This is a genomic window from Bacteroides rodentium JCM 16496, assembly GCF_000614125.1.
GTDB classification, from domain to species: domain Bacteria; phylum Bacteroidota; class Bacteroidia; order Bacteroidales; family Bacteroidaceae; genus Bacteroides; species Bacteroides rodentium.
This window is the reverse complement of the sequence record NZ_BAKJ01000051.1, coordinates 14,851-30,601: the sequence shown is the minus strand read 5'-3', so window position 1 is coordinate 30,601 and position 15,751 is coordinate 14,851. Positions and strand designations below refer to the sequence as shown.

Below are 15,751 nucleotides of genomic sequence, written 5' to 3'. Positions count from 1 at the left end.
ACTCTTCAGGAAGTGAAGCAAAAGGAATAATGGAAAGAAAACGGTATAAGCCGTTTGTTCTTCGGAGAATAAATGCTATTTTTGCGATGAGTTGAAATCATTGTAAACCAACAATATCAGACTGATATGAACTTTGAACAATTAAACTTTACGACGTTTTGCGTAGGCAGTCTTGCCGATGCTTTGAAAATAAGTGCCGGAAAAGTGTACTCCCTTTTACGCACATCGGGCATTCTGACCGGCTATCTGTTGCCCGGATACGAAGTACTCCACACGTTCAGCAAGGAGTACATCGTGGAAGACCTCATAGAATGCATGAAGGAGAAAGGGGTGCTGTCATGAAACTGTATCACGCATCGCCTCTTGTCATCGGGCAGCCGGACGTGTATCATTCACGCGAGCATCTGGACTTCGGAAAAGGTTTTTATCTGACTGCCTTGTACGAGCAAGCCCGGAAATATGCCATGCGTTTCCTGCTCAGAGGCGAAAGGCCTATATCAATGAATATCTGCTGGACGATGAACTGTCGGAGCACACGGTAAAAGAGTTTAAGCGTTATGATGCCGAGTGGCTGGATTACGTGGGGAAATGCCGGAAAGGAACGCTGGACAATTCGTATGACGTGGTGATGGGAGGCATAGCCGATGATAAGGTCTTTAATACCATCGACCTTTATTTCTCCGGAGCGATGAGTAGGGAGGACGCTTTTGGACGGCTCTCTTTCGAGCATCCCAACCATCAGTTATGCATCTTGAATCAAGACGTGATAAATCATCATCTGCACTTTGTCGGAGCAGAAGAAATAACGATAGGAGGAAATGAGAATGCAGGCTGACAAGACGATTCTTCAAATGAAATACGCACGGATAGTCCGGCTGTTTGCCGAGCAGGTGCATCTGTCTTACGAGGATGCACTTGGATTTTTCTATGCTTCGGACACGTATCGGTTGATAAATGATGGAGTGGCCGACATGCACTGTTTGAGCGATGAATATTTGGCAGACGAACTGTTACAGGAGTGGAAAGTGGCTGAAACTCCCCTTTAAAGAAACTGTAGCCAAGATTTCTCCCATTATTCCGCCTTGTCCCGTGGCAACAAAGCGTCACGAAGTAAGGCGGTTTTCTTTTTCCCGATACAGAGAATAGCTTAGAAACATGAGATTATGAATGAGAAACGTAAAATCACTTGCTATAACTTTGATGTGATAATATCAGTAGGCTATCCGCTGCAACGGATATACCTTCCCAAACCTCATCCGAGGAAGTAAAGCAGAAGAAACGGGAACAATTCAATCCCTCTAAAACGAAAAGTTATGGCAATTTTAGAAAAAAACGTGCAAATGAGAGCAGGGAATACGGTGGATGCTTATGCCGCAGCCATCCCTTTCTATCTGAAGAATGGTTTCGTACTTCTGAATGAGGAAGTCGCCAATTCTGAAACACGCTTGTTGTATTTCGATTTGGAGACCATCTCTGATGATGATTTGTAACATATTCTCTCTCTTATTTTCCGCCCCACAATCCCATTCTTTACTGCTGATGGAATTGAGGGACGGCTTTCGTCTTATTCCGGTAGGACAAGATATTGCCATGTGAAACTGCCACGGGCATGGTAATTTCCACTACAGCTTACACCTTTGCACAAAATTTTGGCTATCTTTGTACCAATTAAACGTAAATAAGGTATGAAAGAATCCATTCACATAAAAAACTTCGGACCTCTCAAAGACATTGACATAGAGGAGATAAAGCCCATGACGGTCTTTATCGGAGAGTCCGCTAGTGGAAAAAGTACATTGATGAAAGTCGTCGTACTGATGCGTTACCTATACAAAATGGTGAACATTCGTTCCTATTTGAAGAATGCCAACATCACCAAATCCCCCTTCAAGCTACGTTTCGACACCCTGCTGCACGACGGGTTGGAGAATATGCTCGCAGCAGACACGCAGATAACCTATACCGTCAGCATCAACGGCAATACATACACCATAGCCTACAAGGACAAGGCGCTTAAAGCCAACATCAACACCCGAATGCCGATCTTGTATTCTTCAAGGAATCCTATATCTCCGAAACCAGAAGCATTATCCCCACATGGGCATCCAAGGTGGCAGCCATCAAGGGCGCGGATTTGGGTTTCTTCTTCCACGAGACATTCAGCGACTTCAACGAAGCCACCGATGTCGTGAAAGACCAGAATCTGGATTATCTCGGCTTGAAACTCAAGATACAGAAGTCCGGCAACAAGCCCAAGCGGTTCATGATTGAGGCGGTGGACGGCAATTATGATCCTATAGAGCTACGCTATGCCTCTTCCGGTATCCAAACCTCGGCTCCGTTGGTCACCATAGTCCGCTATTTTGCCAACGAATTCTCTTTCAAGGACGCTTTCCAGCGTTCCGTACTGAGCTACCTGTATGAACAAGACCTGCTTTCAAAGTTCAACCCCGGGATAAACCAGAACGACTTGGACAAATATGTGCATATCCACATCGAGGAAGCCGAACTGAGTCTCGATCCCGAAGCGCAGCGTGCACTTGTCAACGATATAGTGGGCGAGGCCTTCCACAGGAATGGCAAAGACCGGACTCTGGGACTGATGATAGCCACGCACAGCCCCTACATTACCAATCACCTGAATGTCCTGTTGCGTGCCGGATATTTCGAGAAGTCGCGCAAGGACTATCCTTACTTGCGACAAGAGGACATAGCCGTGTACAAGCTGCAAGAGGGGGTACTGACCTCCCTGATGGCTACAGACAACGAAAGTGGAGAATATGTCATCAACACATACGACCTGTCCGACACAATGGAGAGAATCTACGACGAGTATGAAAGCATAGCGGAAACAGAGGAAATATGAACAGTGCATTGATTGATTTCCTGAAAAAGGACTACCCGGCCTGTCATGGAGCCGAATGGGATGACAGAACGATGGCGATACGCAAAGAGGAACATCCTGCAGGCAAATTCGAGATTAGAGACCAGCAACCGGCCATCATCTAGTACAAGGGTGGGGGAGTGTCGGTCATCAACAACACCGCCCGGTTGAATGTCGAGATTATTGATTTCGAACATTATATCAACCTCTATGACAAAGATTCTTCTGCAGGAAGCGGCAGAAAGTGCGACTTTATCATCAATCCGGTAGCCGGATACGACTTTATCGTGTTCAACGAACTTACGGAAAGCGAAAGCAGATATATCGCACCCTTCAATGTTCCCAAGACGGGAGAACGCAAAGAGGGGAAACGCGCCTATGCCAAGAAGCAGCTTGAAATCTCGATAGAGAAGTTTTATGCCGTAAACGATTTTCTCGACAGTTATCGGAAGAAAGTGGCTCTCTTCTCCTGCAGGCTCTCCGACGGCAAACCCAACCATCCCATGACAACCTCCATGACCGCCTTCCGCCAAACGCAACGCATCTTGTCAAACATCCGTAGTAACGAGCCGATGCCTCACGGATTTGTTTTCGAACAACGTATTTATAACAAGGAGTATAAAGTCTGACGGCAGCGTACTATTATCAGTCTCCACCTTAGAAATCATTTCAATTGCCCGCCACACGTCTTGCCGATTCCCCGGCAAAGAGTGGCGAAGGCAGAGCCACATAATCCTCCTAACTTCATATTGCCCCCCTTGCAGAAAAGCAGAGCAACGCCCCCCCCCGGAAAGACAAAAGCCCACAGCACACCTTGTATCAATATTTTTGCAAATCACGCTATAGCCGTAGCTGGGATATAACTGGTATTTCCCACACATTTCATCCGCAAGGTTACCACGTTTCCGGCACTCCAAAACAAGCATCGGACAGAGTTTGCCAAGAGCTATAACGGGGCGGCTTTTGCCCAAAACGGATATGACACCAAGCCGGCATCAGTTTGCTTGAAGTTGAAGACAGGCTTGTGAACATATATCCGGGGAACGGGAAAAAAGCAGATTTTCCTCCAAGAGGAAGCTGAAAAAGACGTGAAAAACAATCTTCACATCCTGCTTTTTATGCTTTTTACGCTATGTAGACACATTTATAGATAACGTATTTTTTAAAATTAATTATTAAAAATTTACTTTCGTACCATTACTGTTTTATTTGAGCGCATGAAAGGGCAAGGGAGAATCAAAAACAGAAATCGGGCGCGTTTCCCGATATGCGGACACCGGGACGGAAGCCCCGTCGCCGGACGGCGGGCAGGCATCCGGACCCGGTCGGCAAGGCGGGGGCATTTATCCCGATGAAGCAAGACGCATCTTGTCGGTACTGTAAATAATTAATACGGCGTAATGCCATATATCTAAATATCTGTTTTTATGAAATACAAAAACATATTCCGGCTGTTCGCCTCATGGGAGCGGCGATGATAGTCGGAATTCCTTTGCAGGCACAAGAGACACCACCGTTCGTGGTGGTGGTCGATGCCGATGCCAATGTCCCCAAGCTCACCGACGACGAGCTATGGGAACAAGCCGTTGCCATAGAATACCCCGTAGGCAAGGCAGTGATGAATCCCCAAGATGCAGGCTACCGCCGGCTGGTGGAAGCTGCCGCCCGGCTGAAAGGCCGTGGCTATGCCCTCTGCCGCCTGTTAGTGATACGCGGAAGCGCCTCGCCCGACGGCAACTACCGCAGCAACGAGCTGCTTGCCCATCGCCGTGCCCGCACATTGGAAGATTCGCTGTCGCTGTATATATCGGTGGCGGACTCGCTGGTGGAGGAACGCTACATGGCAGAAGACTATGCCGGTCTGCGCCGCCTGATGACAGCCTCCGACGCCCCCTACCGGGAGGCGGTGGTGAGGGCGATAGATAACAACCACACGCCTGCCTCTACCAAAGCCGCCCTGCGGCGCATGGAGGGCGGACAAGTATGGAAACTATTGCTACGTGACTATTATCCCCGTCTGCGTGCCGTCCGGGTAATCCTGTTCGTCTCATCCCCGAAACGGGAAGGGAAGAAGCCTGCCAATGCCGTGGAAACGGGCGAAGCGGCGGCAACGGAAATATCCGAAGCACAAAAGCTGGTCATCACCGAACCGTCCGGGGTGGAAGAAGCGGTTGCCGACACTGCGGTTGCCACTTCCGGGACAATCATGGAACAACAGAATAGGGCAGACATCCTTCCCAAAAAAGAGAAGACTCCCCGCCAACCCATGCTGAACGTCAAGACCAACCTCCTCTATGACCTTGCCCTTATCGTCCCCCAATACGGCTGGCACCCACGCCGAACGTTTCCCTTGAGTTCCTCCCCCGGAGCGGGCACATCACCGCCGTAGCCGAATGGATGGGCAGCGGATGGCGCAGCGACAAGCGGCTGAAAACCTACATACTGAAGAATCTCCTCCTCGAAGGCCGCTACTACCTGAAAGGTGGAGCCGCCTACACCGGGCACTACTTCGCCGCCTACGGCAATCTGGGCGAGTTCGACATCCAGTTCTCCGCATCCAAGGCGTGGATAAACGACCGCTTCGGCAAGACATGGGGCTGCGGTATCGGCTGGGGCTACGTCAGGCGCATCGGGCAATCCCCGTGGAAATGGGAAGTGAACGCCGCCCTTGGCTACCTGCATACCCCTTATGACAGCTACCATCCCGCCGAGGAATGGGCGGTGCCGGGCAACTTCTACTACAACTGGCACGACGACCCCACCAAGTTCGAGAAGCGGCGAAGCACCTTCAACTATTTCGGGCTGACACGCATCGGATTCAGTATCAGCTACGACCTGCCGTGGCCGGGATGGAAGAAAACCAATAAACATGAATAAACAAAAGAAAGACGGAATATGATGAAGAAGAATTCTACCTATATAATAAGGTATATCCGCCGCATCCTCCTGCTGTGGGCATTGACCGCCCTCGCAAGCGCTTGCAGCGATATGCACGCCCCCTTGCTGCACATCAAGGGCACCACTGCCGTGCAGCCCCAGATAGAACAGGACGTGAGCATCGACATGATGTGGGAAGCCGACTGGCAGACGCACTGGCAGGTGGACTGGGACACCGAGGCGAAAGGCGAGATAGGCTATACCGAGCCCGAAACCTACCACATGAACTACTTCCGCAGCGGAAGCAAGGAACCGGCGGGCGAGCGCGACATGGTGAGCGGCGGCATCCGCATCAATCTGGACTACGGCAACTACGACCTGCTGCTCTACAACAACGACTACGAGTCCATGCAGATAGACCGTGCCGACGACCCCTACGCCCAACTGCCCGACAGCATCACCCCCAACGGCCCCCTGCGCCGGATGCCCGAACAGCTTTTCAGCATGTTCGCAACCGATGTGTACGTCAGCGACAATCTGGACGACTACGAGTACCTGCCCGACGAGGACATCTACCTGCTGCGGCTCAATTCCGAACTGCTGCCCCGCACCTTCATCTACCTGCTGCAAGTGGAGCTGAAGAACAACGACGGTCGTGTGACCGGTTGCGGCAGCAGCACCATCGACGGCCTTGCCTCATCGGTGGATCTCCTCAGTACGCTCAACGATGAAGTCCCCGTCGCCCACCAGTTCAGTTCCTTTTATCAGGAGAAGACCGGTGAGGACGGCAAGCCCCTTTGCCTGATAGGTGGGCGCATGACCACCTTCGGGCTGTGCGGCATCTCGCCGTGGGAGGAAAGCAAACGCACCGAGGGCAGCAAGGCTGTGGACGGCAGCACCCGCGCCCTGCCCCGTGCCGCAACGGGCAACACCTGCTACGTGCAGTTGCAATATAGCAACGGCGGCCGCCGCTACGTGGCGGTGGACATCACCGCACAGATGCGCGGCAAGCTGACGGGCGGTGTCATCAACATCACCCTCGACCTGAACGAGTACACACCGCCCAAGCCCGACACCGACGGCGGATTCGACGTCGATGTGGACGGCTGAGACGAGGAAGACCACCACACCAACGTGTGACGGAAAGACAGAAATAAAGACAAAGAATAATAACAGTTATATTAAAAACTCAATTGAATGACAATGAAAAGAAGTAATTTACTATGGGCGGCCGCTTTATTATTGGCAGGCTGTTCCAACTCGGACGAACTGGGCGGCAACCCCGAAGTATCGGAAAACGCTATCACCTTCGACCAGCCGTTTGTGCGGAAATCCACTCGTACCACAGGCGATTTGAATACCACCACCATCACCGCCACCACCATCAGAGTATGGGGTGACAAGCACACCGCTTCCGGTGGTACGGTCGAAAATGTGTTCGATGCCACTTCCGCATCGGATGCGGACGTATCTGCCACACTGAGTTGCACCGGCGCAGACAAATCATGGGCGTGCAGCAAGATAGCCTTTTGGGAGGCGACATACGCTTACGACTTCACCGCCGTAGCCCCCTCCGACGTAACGGCAACCTATCCTACCACTGAAACCACCCTTGCCGACCGCAAACTTACCGTCAGCAGTATCCCCGTGGTGCAGACCATCAGCAATGCAGACGGAAGCAAACAGGGCGATGACATCCTGGTAGCTAATGCCAACAACCTGACCGCAGGCGGTGTACAGCTCAGTTTCAAGCACATCCTCTCACGCTTCTCGGTGTATGCCTATACTAAGGTGGCAGAGGCAACCCCGGTAACCATTACTGCATTGAAGCTCTACCTGCCTGTCTCTACCGCCACCGCCACTTATGCACAGAATACCCACGGCACAGTGACCGCCGGGAGCGACGCATGGACGTGGACGGGCTTCGGCAATAAAGAAAATGCCACTGCTACCACAGAACTTGTCACCAACTATACAGGCTATGACATCGTGACTACCGCCACCGGAGCCCTGCCCGTATGCTCCAACCTGCCGCAGCCGCAGAGAAGACCGGCGGCGCACTGCTGCTTCCGCAAGAGTTCTTCATTGCCCCCACAGCCGTTACAGCCGTGCCGACCACTGCCGACCTGCAATTCTACATGGACATCACCTTTACCTACAAGGACAAGGAGTATTCCAGAACCTGCGTACCCGTACAAGACCTGCACAGCTTCACCCAAGGCTATCAGACCAACCTGTACATCTGTGTCAACGAACCCAAGCAAGCCATCTTCTTCAACAACATGACCGTGAACGGATGGACGGACGATGACCATACCGCAACTGTGAACGAATGAACCGACAGTATAAACAATGATTAAGAAATAAAGACAATGAAGAAATCAAAATATATCGCACTGGCGGCAATCCTCGCACTGACCGCCTGCACCAACACCGATGAATTCGGTGACACATCCGTACCATCGGGTGCCATATCCTTTTCCACACCGTTTGTGAAGAAAGCCACCACACGTGCCACCGGTGACATTGCCGAAGTGAAGTTTCCAAGCATAAGCCGTGCATGAAACTGATACAACCAACTCGTATGATTTCCTTAAAGTACTGCGGCAACCTTGCGAATCTTTTCTAAACGAGACATGAAAGACTTGTCTTTTTTGGCCATCCGCACATTGTATCTCATCTGCAGACGCATCAGCGGATCTGCATCCACTCCCAATGCCGCCTCAAACATCAATGCCGTCTTCTCCGTGACGGGACGGCGGGCGTTCAATATTTCATTCAGCACAGAATAACCTATGCCCATCTGTTCTGCCAACTTGCGCTGGGAAATGCCTCTGTACTCAATCTCTTCTTTCAGAATCTCACCCGGATGGGTGGGAAAAGCCGGTTCAAGATTATTGGCAATCATTTGAGGGTCAACTCCCTGTATTGTTATCATAATAAGTTATTTATAATGGTTCGACAAATCTGTTATATTACATATCGTAGCGACGGTCTCACCGTCTTTTACACGTTCTTCAAACTCAATGCGATATTGGTCATTCACTCTCACCGATGAAAGCCCCGCCTTATCATCTTTCAATTTCTCATAGTTCAGTGCATTGTATCGCATAAGTCCCAGTACATTCGAGGTGTCCATCATCAAGTCTATCACACGGATGTATTTCCGTATGATTGGAGGCTGAAAACGATGCTTCTTGTCTGTCTTCCCCGTATAATACATTTCTTGAAGATATTCCTCTTTGAAAACTATTTCCATACTCAGTTCATTTTCAGATGCAAATATAAGAGATTGTTTAGACGTTCGCAAAAAAAGCGAATGTTTTTTGTTGGTTAAGGCAAAGAACTGATGAAACAGGAATATTCAGTCTGCTGAAAAAACGTCTTTCAAATATCTACAATGAAGGAGAATTTTACATTCACAGGGCATCCTGTACTTAAAGGTAATGGAGTGGAGAATTACCTTTCATAGACATACCAGATGATAAATAAAATAATGAAGAAGTCTGTCATAACGAAGCATATAAACAACATATTTCCCAAGGAAACAAAAGAAGAAAAAAGTTTCACTGAACGACTTTGAAAGCAAGACAGTATTTAACCGGTTTCCGATGCGGAAACACGCTTGTTGTATTTCGATCTGGAAACTATCTCTGATGATGATTTTGAAGAATAACTTGGGCGATGAGGCACAAATGGCGTTTCCTTGTACTGTTTCTCGAAAGTATGTCCATCTATATTATAGGATTCATCTGTTCATCAAGATGAATATGTATTTCTGTTGAGGTCTATTCAACACCGACAACTGAAAAGTAGTTGAGTATTTCAGAGGAAAGTACGATACGAGCCAACACCTCCAATTGATTTGTTTCCATGAGGCAAAGGTCGGAATTTCGGGCGAGAATAGGAAACGAGAATCCCCACTAAATTTCTACTGCCCCACCATATGCTCTTGTTAAGACAAATTAAAAAAGGAACAACTAATATTGTTCCTTTTTTAAGTACACCCTCAGGGATTCGAACCCTGGACCCACTGATTAAGAGTCAGTTGCTCTACCAACTGAGCTAAGAGTGCATTCCTTATTTCTTGTTTGCGGGTGCAAAAGTAGTCCTTTTATTTTATTCATGCAAACAAAACGGGGTATTTTTTGCGATGAAATGGGATTTTTTTATTCAAACTCGTATAAATCAGAAGGAGTAGTACGCTTCAAAGCACACAACTGTACATCCTTTCCTACGATAATTCCTTTTTCCCTTAATTTCCATTCCACTGTTTTATATGCCAATTCAGGATGATTGTTATCCTTGCTCAAATGGCAAAGCCAAATATACTGTAAATGTTCCGTCATATTTTCCGAAAGAAATTCAGCAGTAGCAATATTACTCATGTGCCCGGTACGGCTGGTAATCCGTTCTTTCAGGTATTGGGGGTAGGTACCCATGCGTAACATTTCCTCATCGTAGTTGGCTTCCAATATCAGGTAATTGGCCTTTCTGATATATTCTGCAGCCGTAGGAGTAATTTCACCAAGGTCTGTAAGAAAAGCAAATACTTTTCCGTCTATTTCAATGCAATAGCCCACATTGTCCGTGCCGTCATGAGGTACCTCAAAAGATTCGATATGAAAATCTTCCAACTGCATGGGTTGCTGCTTTTCCAGGTAACGGACAGACGAATATAACTTTTCCGTCATGCAATAGCTCCGGTTGATACCCTCATGAATCCGGGCAGTTGTATAAATAGGAATATTCTGTTTCTCACCCAGTCCGCCTACCGCTTTAATATGATCTGCATGGTCGTGCGTAACAAATACTGCACGTATCATTTCCATGCTGATTCCCGCTTCCTTCAGTCCTTTTTTTATCGTCCGTACTGCAATGCCGGCGTCGATGAGTATTCCATATTTTTCTGTGCCTATATAATAACAGTTGCCGCTGCTTCCACTGGCAAGGCTTATAAATTTTACTTTCATCCTAATCTCCTTAATTACAAAAAAGCCGTCGCTTTAAAAAAAAGTGACGGCAAATATACAAAAAGTATGCAATATATAAACCTTATGCCTTCTTCTTTTTGTCGATGAATTCGGTAGTTTTGGCAAAAACGAATAATGCTATTGCTGCAACCAATCCTATAGCAGCGAAATAAAACCAGATATAATGTGCATTGACACTAGCTGCTTCCCACGCTTCGCGGGTTTCAAACAAGACCGGGTCAGGACAATATTTTGTAAGAAGCACCCCCGCAATACCAAACCCGAAAATAGAAGAGAGAAATGAATGAAGATGACTGAAACCGAGGTACATACCCTCTTCGCCCTTGGGAGCCTGCAAAGAGAAGTATTCCAGATAACGCGGTGAGATAAAACATTCTGCCAAAGCTTGCACAACAATACCAAGCACCATCATCAGAGTAATATTGCTCATGCCGGAAATAAGATCGTTGCCCAGCAAATTACCGCATGCCATCAGCAATGCCGATACCGGAATAAGAAACATGCCTATATTCATAGAAGTAATAGCTGTGCGCTTTGCCATCCACCGGGTGATAAAACTTACGCAGCAAACCACTACAAACGGGTTTACATTGGCTATCCACCCCGGTTTGGCTGTTTCACCCGCCATGCGGATGACATATTTGGGCATAGTGGCATAGAGCTGTTGCTGCACCATCCAAAAGCCGGTTACGATGAGGATAAGAATCAACAAACGCCAATTAGTGATAATACGTAGAAAACCTTGTCCAATTTCACGCATGCTTTTCCCTTCACCTGCTGTATGTGCCGATTTATACAATAAGATGACAGCCAATAATGCCAGCACCGTCATGGCAGCCGAGAAGTAATTGATGTAAATATAAGCCTGCTCACCGATGACATTCCGTAGAGGGTCGACCACCGTTTTCCCGGTAAAAGCTCCTATATTCACCATCATATAGAAGATGGAATAGCCGCGAGCACGGGTAGCCTCTGTTGTTTCCTTAGCCACCGATCCCGATATGATGGACTTGATGAACGAACCTCCTACCATGATAACAAACAATACGGGGACAATCATCCAGCGGTCATTACTATCCGGCAATCCTGAAAAACGGGTTGTCTCGCCATACTCCACCAGACCGGCTGCTTCCAGTAGGGTGGGAAGCAGTCCCAAGCCCAAATATCCGATGGAAAGCAGTGAGAAAGCAATAATCATCGACTTTCGGAAACCTATCTTATCGGCATATGCGCCCGTAAATATAGGCAACAAATAGAGCCCTCCCGAAAACAGACCGGAAATCATGCTTGACTCAAAATCATTGAAACCTAAAATATTGGAAAGATAAATGGTAAGAACAATAAATACGGCATAATATGCCATGCGTTCGAACAGTTCTACTGTACTGCTTACCCAAAAAGCTCTGCTGAAGCCTTTGGAAACGGGGTGGGGTGATGTCATCATCCTTTGTACGATTAAAATTTATGCATTAAATAAAAAATAAGTGCAAAAATAGGAAATTAATGTCGTGTTTGCAAGATGAAGTGATTTAAACTTTCCATGTCGTCAAATGGCTCAATACAACATCAAAAAGAGTCGTTCACTCCCATTACCAGTGCCTTACATTTACCAAGTCGTTACTCTATTCGGTAAAAGCCTTTACCTTATAGTGTAACGACCGTTACCTAAGGATGTAAAGCCCGTTACCTAATAAGGTAAACACCTTTACCATCTATTGTAAACGAAGCTGTAATATGGAAAAAGGATCCCGTTCCTTTTATACTCCCCCCGGGTTCCATTATCCTTGTCTCCTCCGGGTTGTCCGAGAACTGAAATCGGCTATCGCTTTGACGCGGATGACGCGGATTTTTCATATTTCAATCTGCGTCATCAGCACATCTTTCTGAAACAAGAGGTTTGTTCCTGACATGCCGTCTGCTCCCTGTCTGCTCCCTACCTGCTCCCTGTCTGCTCCCTATAACCCCTCTCCGTATAGACACGGAGAAGGCAAGGAGAAGAGAGGGGAAGAACATATATCTGAAGTGATTTAAACTTTTTGTTTTCTTGAAATTTTCTTTGGCAACAGAGCCGTGAAAGCTAAATTATTCCAAGATTCCCAACTGGTAGCAGTTGTATCAAACCGGTTTAGAACGGTTCTAAAACAGTATACAATTCATCATCCACTAAAATAAGTATATATGTTGAAATTTAGTTTATATCATTTACTTAAGCTAAGTATGTTTCAAAAATCAACTTATAGTATCTGTCATGACGCTACTCAGCGAATCGGTAAAAGTAGATTTTTAGGCACGGAATTACGCGGAATAACGCGGATTCAGTAAAATAAATCCGTGAATTCCGCGTTATCCGTGCCTAAAAGAAAGTGCCAAGAAGGTTTTGACACCCTCCGGGGAGGAGGGGAATTTAAGATACCACTATGATTATGATATAAACTAAATCTCAACATCTATTTATAAGTTATGAGCTGAACTGCATAACTTATAGCTTACTATTGCTTTTTAGAATTGGAAAAAATTCTTAGCGTTATAATAGCTGATATCTTCAATCATCTGGTTTACGCGTTCCATCTCGGAAATAGGAATTTCACCATTTTCTACATCACGGCCTACAAGATTACACAATGTACGGCGGAAATATTCATGACGCGGATAGGAGAGGAAGGAACGGGAATCGGTCAGCATACCGACAAAGCGGCTCAATAAGCCCAGTACAGAAAGGGCATTCATCTGCTTTTCCATGCCATCCTTCTGGTCGAGGAACCACCAACCGGAACCGAATTGAATCTTACCGGCAACCGTACCATCCTGGAAGTTACCCAGCATAGTAGCAATGACTTCGTTGGCGCATGGATTCAAATTATAAAGAATAGTCTTGGTCAGCTTACCATTGGAGTTTAAGCGGTCGAGAAATTTTGCCATAGCTTTTGCCGTAGTAAATTCGCCAATGGAATCAAAACCGGTATCAGGACCTAACAGTTTGAACATCTTACTATTGTTGTTGCGAATAGCACCATAATGGAACTGTTGTGTCCAACCCTTCTCCCAATCCATTTCGCCGAACACAACCAGCATGGCCGACTTGAATTTCAGAATTTCCTCCTTTGTCAATCCAGTACCGCCATATACCTTGTTAAAGATAGCCTTAACTTCCGCTTCTGTATAATCCTCGGCATAGAATTCTTCAATTCCGTGGTCGGACAGTTTGCATCCTTGTTCCGCAAAAAAATCGTGACGCTTACGCAAGGCGGCAACCATATCGTCAAAGCAGGAAATGGCCACATCGCTCACTTCGGCCAACTTTTCTACATATGCGCGAAAATCGGCAGGAACTTCCACCGCCATTGCCTTATCCGGACGCCAAGTAGGCAACATCTTGATTTCAAAGCCGCTCTCACGTGTCTTGATATGATATTCCAAGGAATCAATAGGATCATCTGTAGTACAAACCACTTCCACGTGATAACGGCGCATCATGCCACGGGCGGAATATTCAGGCTGTTTCAGCTTCTCATTACATTCATCATAAATTTCACGGGCCGTATGAGGATTCAGAATTTTATCGATTCCAAAAGCAGTCCTCAATTCAAGGTGGGTCCAGTGGTACAACGGATTACGGAAAGTATAAGGTACCGTTTCGGCCCACTTCTCAAACTTTTCCCAATCTGTAGTATCCTTACCGGTACAGAAACGTTCGTCCACCCCATTGGTACGCATGGCACGCCACTTGTAGTGGTCACCTCCCAACCAAATCTCAGTCAGTGACTTAAACTGATAGTCTTCCGCCACCATTTGAGGAATCAAGTGACAATGATAGTCGATAATCGGCATTTTTGCCGCATGTTCGTGATACAACCTCTGTGCTGTTTCCGTTTGCAACAGAAAGTTTCCGTCCATAAAGTTTTTCATCTTCTTGTGTTTTAAGTATATAAAAATATTACTTTCTATCTATTACACCTATATAGTATTGATTGTAAGTCTAATAGGTTGTATAATTGTTTTTAGTTTTATTAACCGTTATCGAACACAAAAGTAGAAATTTTACTTGGAGAAACAAAATAATTCGTATCTTTGCAGAGAGAAGTTACGAAAAGAGTGTAATTTATTGGAAATGAGCGTAGGTTAATTGCTCTTGATAGTAATAGGTTACGATTTAGTTAGTTATCTACTGCATTATCCTTCTGCGCGTTGCGTAACCTTCAAAGAACTCTTCGTATGCAAAAGTAGCTATTTAATTCGAGATTTTGATATAAACTCCCGTTTTTTATCCCCTCATTCATAAGAATTTTCCGTAAAAGCGGTATTGTCCGTCGCACACCATTGCCCAAAACGAGTTTGGAACAAACGTGTGCCGACTACCGCATAGCTGGAGAAAAGGGCATTGCCTCACGCCTAAACGATGTTTAGACAGATGAAGCAATGCCCCTTTCTTTTGCGCCTATGCCAAGAGGTGCTTTTACGGGTTTTCAAATGATTTTTCTTTTTTCGCTGTCTCTTTTGCCGGAAGCGGAAAGTGAATGCAGAGTGTGTCAGCCTGCCCCATGAATGAAACAGGCGCCCACACACAGCCGGACAAACCGGGAAGAATGATTGTTGCCACCCGGCTGAACAAGTTCCGTCGGATCGGAAACAATCATACTTCCTTTGTTGTGGTTTGCCCTTTTCACGCTTCCGGTGATGTCTTTTTCCTTTTGGTGATTCTTTTTTTTACGGATTTTCCCCTGAAGTTTTTTTCTACACAATCTGCCTCTGTTTTCGTTTACCTCCATTTTGCGCCTTTCAGTAAGCCGCATCAGTCAGTCATTTTCGTTCTGGGCGCAAAGGTAATTCCGGGATTGGACGGGAAAGCAAGGTCAAGCCTCCTGTTTTCGGTAAAAATCTCCAGCCCTGCGGGTAGTATTTTGACCGAAAAACCTTGCATTCCCTAATCCCTACCTTTTCAAGCACCCGAAACGAAAACGACCGATGCGACAGAAAGACGCATAAAAAAAATGTCGGA

The 15,751-nt window shown here is 46.8% G+C and carries 21 protein-coding genes, 1 tRNA gene and 1 pseudogene; 16 read left to right on the top strand and 7 right to left on the bottom strand.

The genetic code is table 11. From position 1 onward, the window contains the following. Positions 1–126: 126 nt before the first annotated feature. The 15 genes from JCM16496_RS17530 to JCM16496_RS17470 all read left to right on the top strand — a co-directional run bounded on the left by JCM16496_RS17530 (position 127) and on the right by JCM16496_RS17470 (position 8,325). On the top strand, positions 127–342 hold the full coding sequence (locus tag JCM16496_RS17530; protein WP_025835857.1) for a DUF3791 domain-containing protein: 216 nt from the start codon (positions 127–129) through the stop codon (positions 340–342). Continuing rightward, positions 339–542 carry a DUF3990 domain-containing protein gene (locus JCM16496_RS25420; protein WP_244440473.1) on the top strand — a complete coding sequence of 68 codons (204 nt, stop codon included), beginning with the start codon at positions 339–341 and terminating at the stop codon, positions 540–542. The genes JCM16496_RS17530 and JCM16496_RS25420 overlap by 4 nt, the downstream gene beginning before the upstream one ends. Then, positions 458–835, top strand: coding sequence for a DUF3990 domain-containing protein (locus tag JCM16496_RS25085; protein WP_500778599.1), 378 nt, complete (start codon positions 458–460; stop codon positions 833–835). The genes JCM16496_RS25420 and JCM16496_RS25085 overlap by 85 nt, the downstream gene beginning before the upstream one ends. Next, entirely contained in the window at positions 819–1,046 is a 228-nt protein-coding gene (locus JCM16496_RS17520) for a DUF3791 domain-containing protein (protein WP_439644538.1), read from the top strand. The genes JCM16496_RS25085 and JCM16496_RS17520 overlap by 17 nt, the downstream gene beginning before the upstream one ends. A 267-nt stretch (positions 1,047–1,313) precedes the next feature. Next, a complete protein-coding gene (locus JCM16496_RS22980) occupies positions 1,314–1,490 on the top strand; it encodes a hypothetical protein (protein ID WP_167332304.1) in 177 nt (58 codons plus the stop codon). A 195-nt stretch (positions 1,491–1,685) separates the two neighbouring features. Then, complete coding sequence (locus JCM16496_RS24255; RefSeq protein ID WP_244440472.1) at positions 1,686–2,192, top strand: AAA family ATPase; 507 nt, start codon at positions 1,686–1,688, stop codon at positions 2,190–2,192. Next, positions 2,111–2,866 (top strand): hypothetical protein, encoded by a 756-nt coding sequence (locus JCM16496_RS24250; protein ID WP_244440471.1) that lies wholly within the window; start codon positions 2,111–2,113, stop codon positions 2,864–2,866. Before JCM16496_RS24255 ends, JCM16496_RS24250 begins: the two co-directional genes overlap by 82 nt. Continuing rightward, positions 2,863–3,009 carry a hypothetical protein gene (locus JCM16496_RS22750; protein ID WP_159102474.1) on the top strand — a complete coding sequence of 49 codons (147 nt, stop codon included), beginning with the start codon at positions 2,863–2,865 and terminating at the stop codon, positions 3,007–3,009. The genes JCM16496_RS24250 and JCM16496_RS22750 overlap by 4 nt, the downstream gene beginning before the upstream one ends. A gap of 15 nt (positions 3,010–3,024) precedes the next feature. After that, positions 3,025–3,513, top strand: coding sequence for a hypothetical protein (locus JCM16496_RS17500; RefSeq protein ID WP_025835855.1), 489 nt, complete (start codon positions 3,025–3,027; stop codon positions 3,511–3,513). Positions 3,514–3,747: 234 nt separating this feature from the next. Next, positions 3,748–3,912, top strand: coding sequence for an N-acetylmuramidase domain-containing protein (locus JCM16496_RS25080; protein WP_128809700.1), 165 nt, complete (start codon positions 3,748–3,750; stop codon positions 3,910–3,912). Positions 3,913–4,358: 446 nt separating this feature from the next. Beyond that, positions 4,359–5,273, top strand: a complete 915-nt coding sequence (locus tag JCM16496_RS17490) for a hypothetical protein (protein WP_128809699.1) — start codon at positions 4,359–4,361, stop codon at positions 5,271–5,273. Beyond that, positions 5,204–5,761: a DUF3575 domain-containing protein gene (locus JCM16496_RS17485; RefSeq protein ID WP_128809698.1), complete on the top strand. Its 558-nt coding sequence runs from the start codon at positions 5,204–5,206 to the stop codon at positions 5,759–5,761. Before JCM16496_RS17490 ends, JCM16496_RS17485 begins: the two co-directional genes overlap by 70 nt. A gap of 18 nt (positions 5,762–5,779) precedes the next feature. Next, complete coding sequence (locus tag JCM16496_RS17480; RefSeq protein WP_025835849.1) at positions 5,780–6,871, top strand: hypothetical protein; 1,092 nt, start codon at positions 5,780–5,782, stop codon at positions 6,869–6,871. A gap of 93 nt (positions 6,872–6,964) precedes the next feature. Next, the gene (locus JCM16496_RS17475) at positions 6,965–8,047 is read left to right on the top strand and encodes a hypothetical protein (protein ID WP_159102473.1); all 1,083 of its coding nucleotides are present in this window, start codon (positions 6,965–6,967) and stop codon (positions 8,045–8,047) included. 86 nt (positions 8,048–8,133) lie between these two features. Beyond that, a complete protein-coding gene (locus JCM16496_RS17470) occupies positions 8,134–8,325 on the top strand; it encodes a hypothetical protein (protein WP_025835846.1) in 192 nt (63 codons plus the stop codon). A gap of 29 nt (positions 8,326–8,354) precedes the next feature. Here JCM16496_RS17470 and JCM16496_RS17465 read toward each other — a convergent pair whose 3' ends face one another. The 7 genes and pseudogenes from JCM16496_RS17465 to uxaC form a co-directional block, all read right to left on the bottom strand. Then, complete coding sequence (locus JCM16496_RS17465) at positions 8,355–8,699, bottom strand: HigA family addiction module antitoxin (protein ID WP_025835845.1); 345 nt, start codon at positions 8,697–8,699, stop codon at positions 8,355–8,357. A gap of 6 nt (positions 8,700–8,705) precedes the next feature. Further along, on the bottom strand, positions 8,706–9,020 hold the full coding sequence (locus JCM16496_RS17460) for a type II toxin-antitoxin system RelE/ParE family toxin (protein ID WP_025835843.1): 315 nt from the start codon (positions 9,018–9,020) through the stop codon (positions 8,706–8,708). Positions 9,021–9,763: 743 nt separating this feature from the next. Next, positions 9,764–9,836 (bottom strand) — tRNA-Lys (locus JCM16496_RS17455). Between the two features lie 94 nt (positions 9,837–9,930). Then, on the bottom strand, positions 9,931–10,734 hold the full coding sequence (locus tag JCM16496_RS17450; protein ID WP_025835841.1) for an MBL fold metallo-hydrolase: 804 nt from the start codon (positions 10,732–10,734) through the stop codon (positions 9,931–9,933). Between the two features lie 82 nt (positions 10,735–10,816). Continuing rightward, entirely contained in the window at positions 10,817–12,199 is a 1,383-nt protein-coding gene (locus tag JCM16496_RS17445) for an MFS transporter (RefSeq protein ID WP_025835839.1), read from the bottom strand. A gap of 583 nt (positions 12,200–12,782) precedes the next feature. After that, positions 12,783–12,896, bottom strand: a pseudogene (locus JCM16496_RS22210) (IS5/IS1182 family transposase); the annotation flags it as partial. 358 nt (positions 12,897–13,254) lie between these two features. Continuing rightward, a complete protein-coding gene (gene uxaC / locus JCM16496_RS17440) occupies positions 13,255–14,661 on the bottom strand; it encodes a glucuronate isomerase (protein ID WP_025835837.1) in 1,407 nt (468 codons plus the stop codon). Positions 14,662–15,293: 632 nt separating this feature from the next. Between uxaC and JCM16496_RS23100 the strand changes: the two genes are divergently transcribed. Further along, positions 15,294–15,680 (top strand): hypothetical protein, encoded by a 387-nt coding sequence (locus JCM16496_RS23100; RefSeq protein ID WP_009126113.1) that lies wholly within the window; start codon positions 15,294–15,296, stop codon positions 15,678–15,680. Positions 15,681–15,751 lie beyond the last annotated feature (71 nt).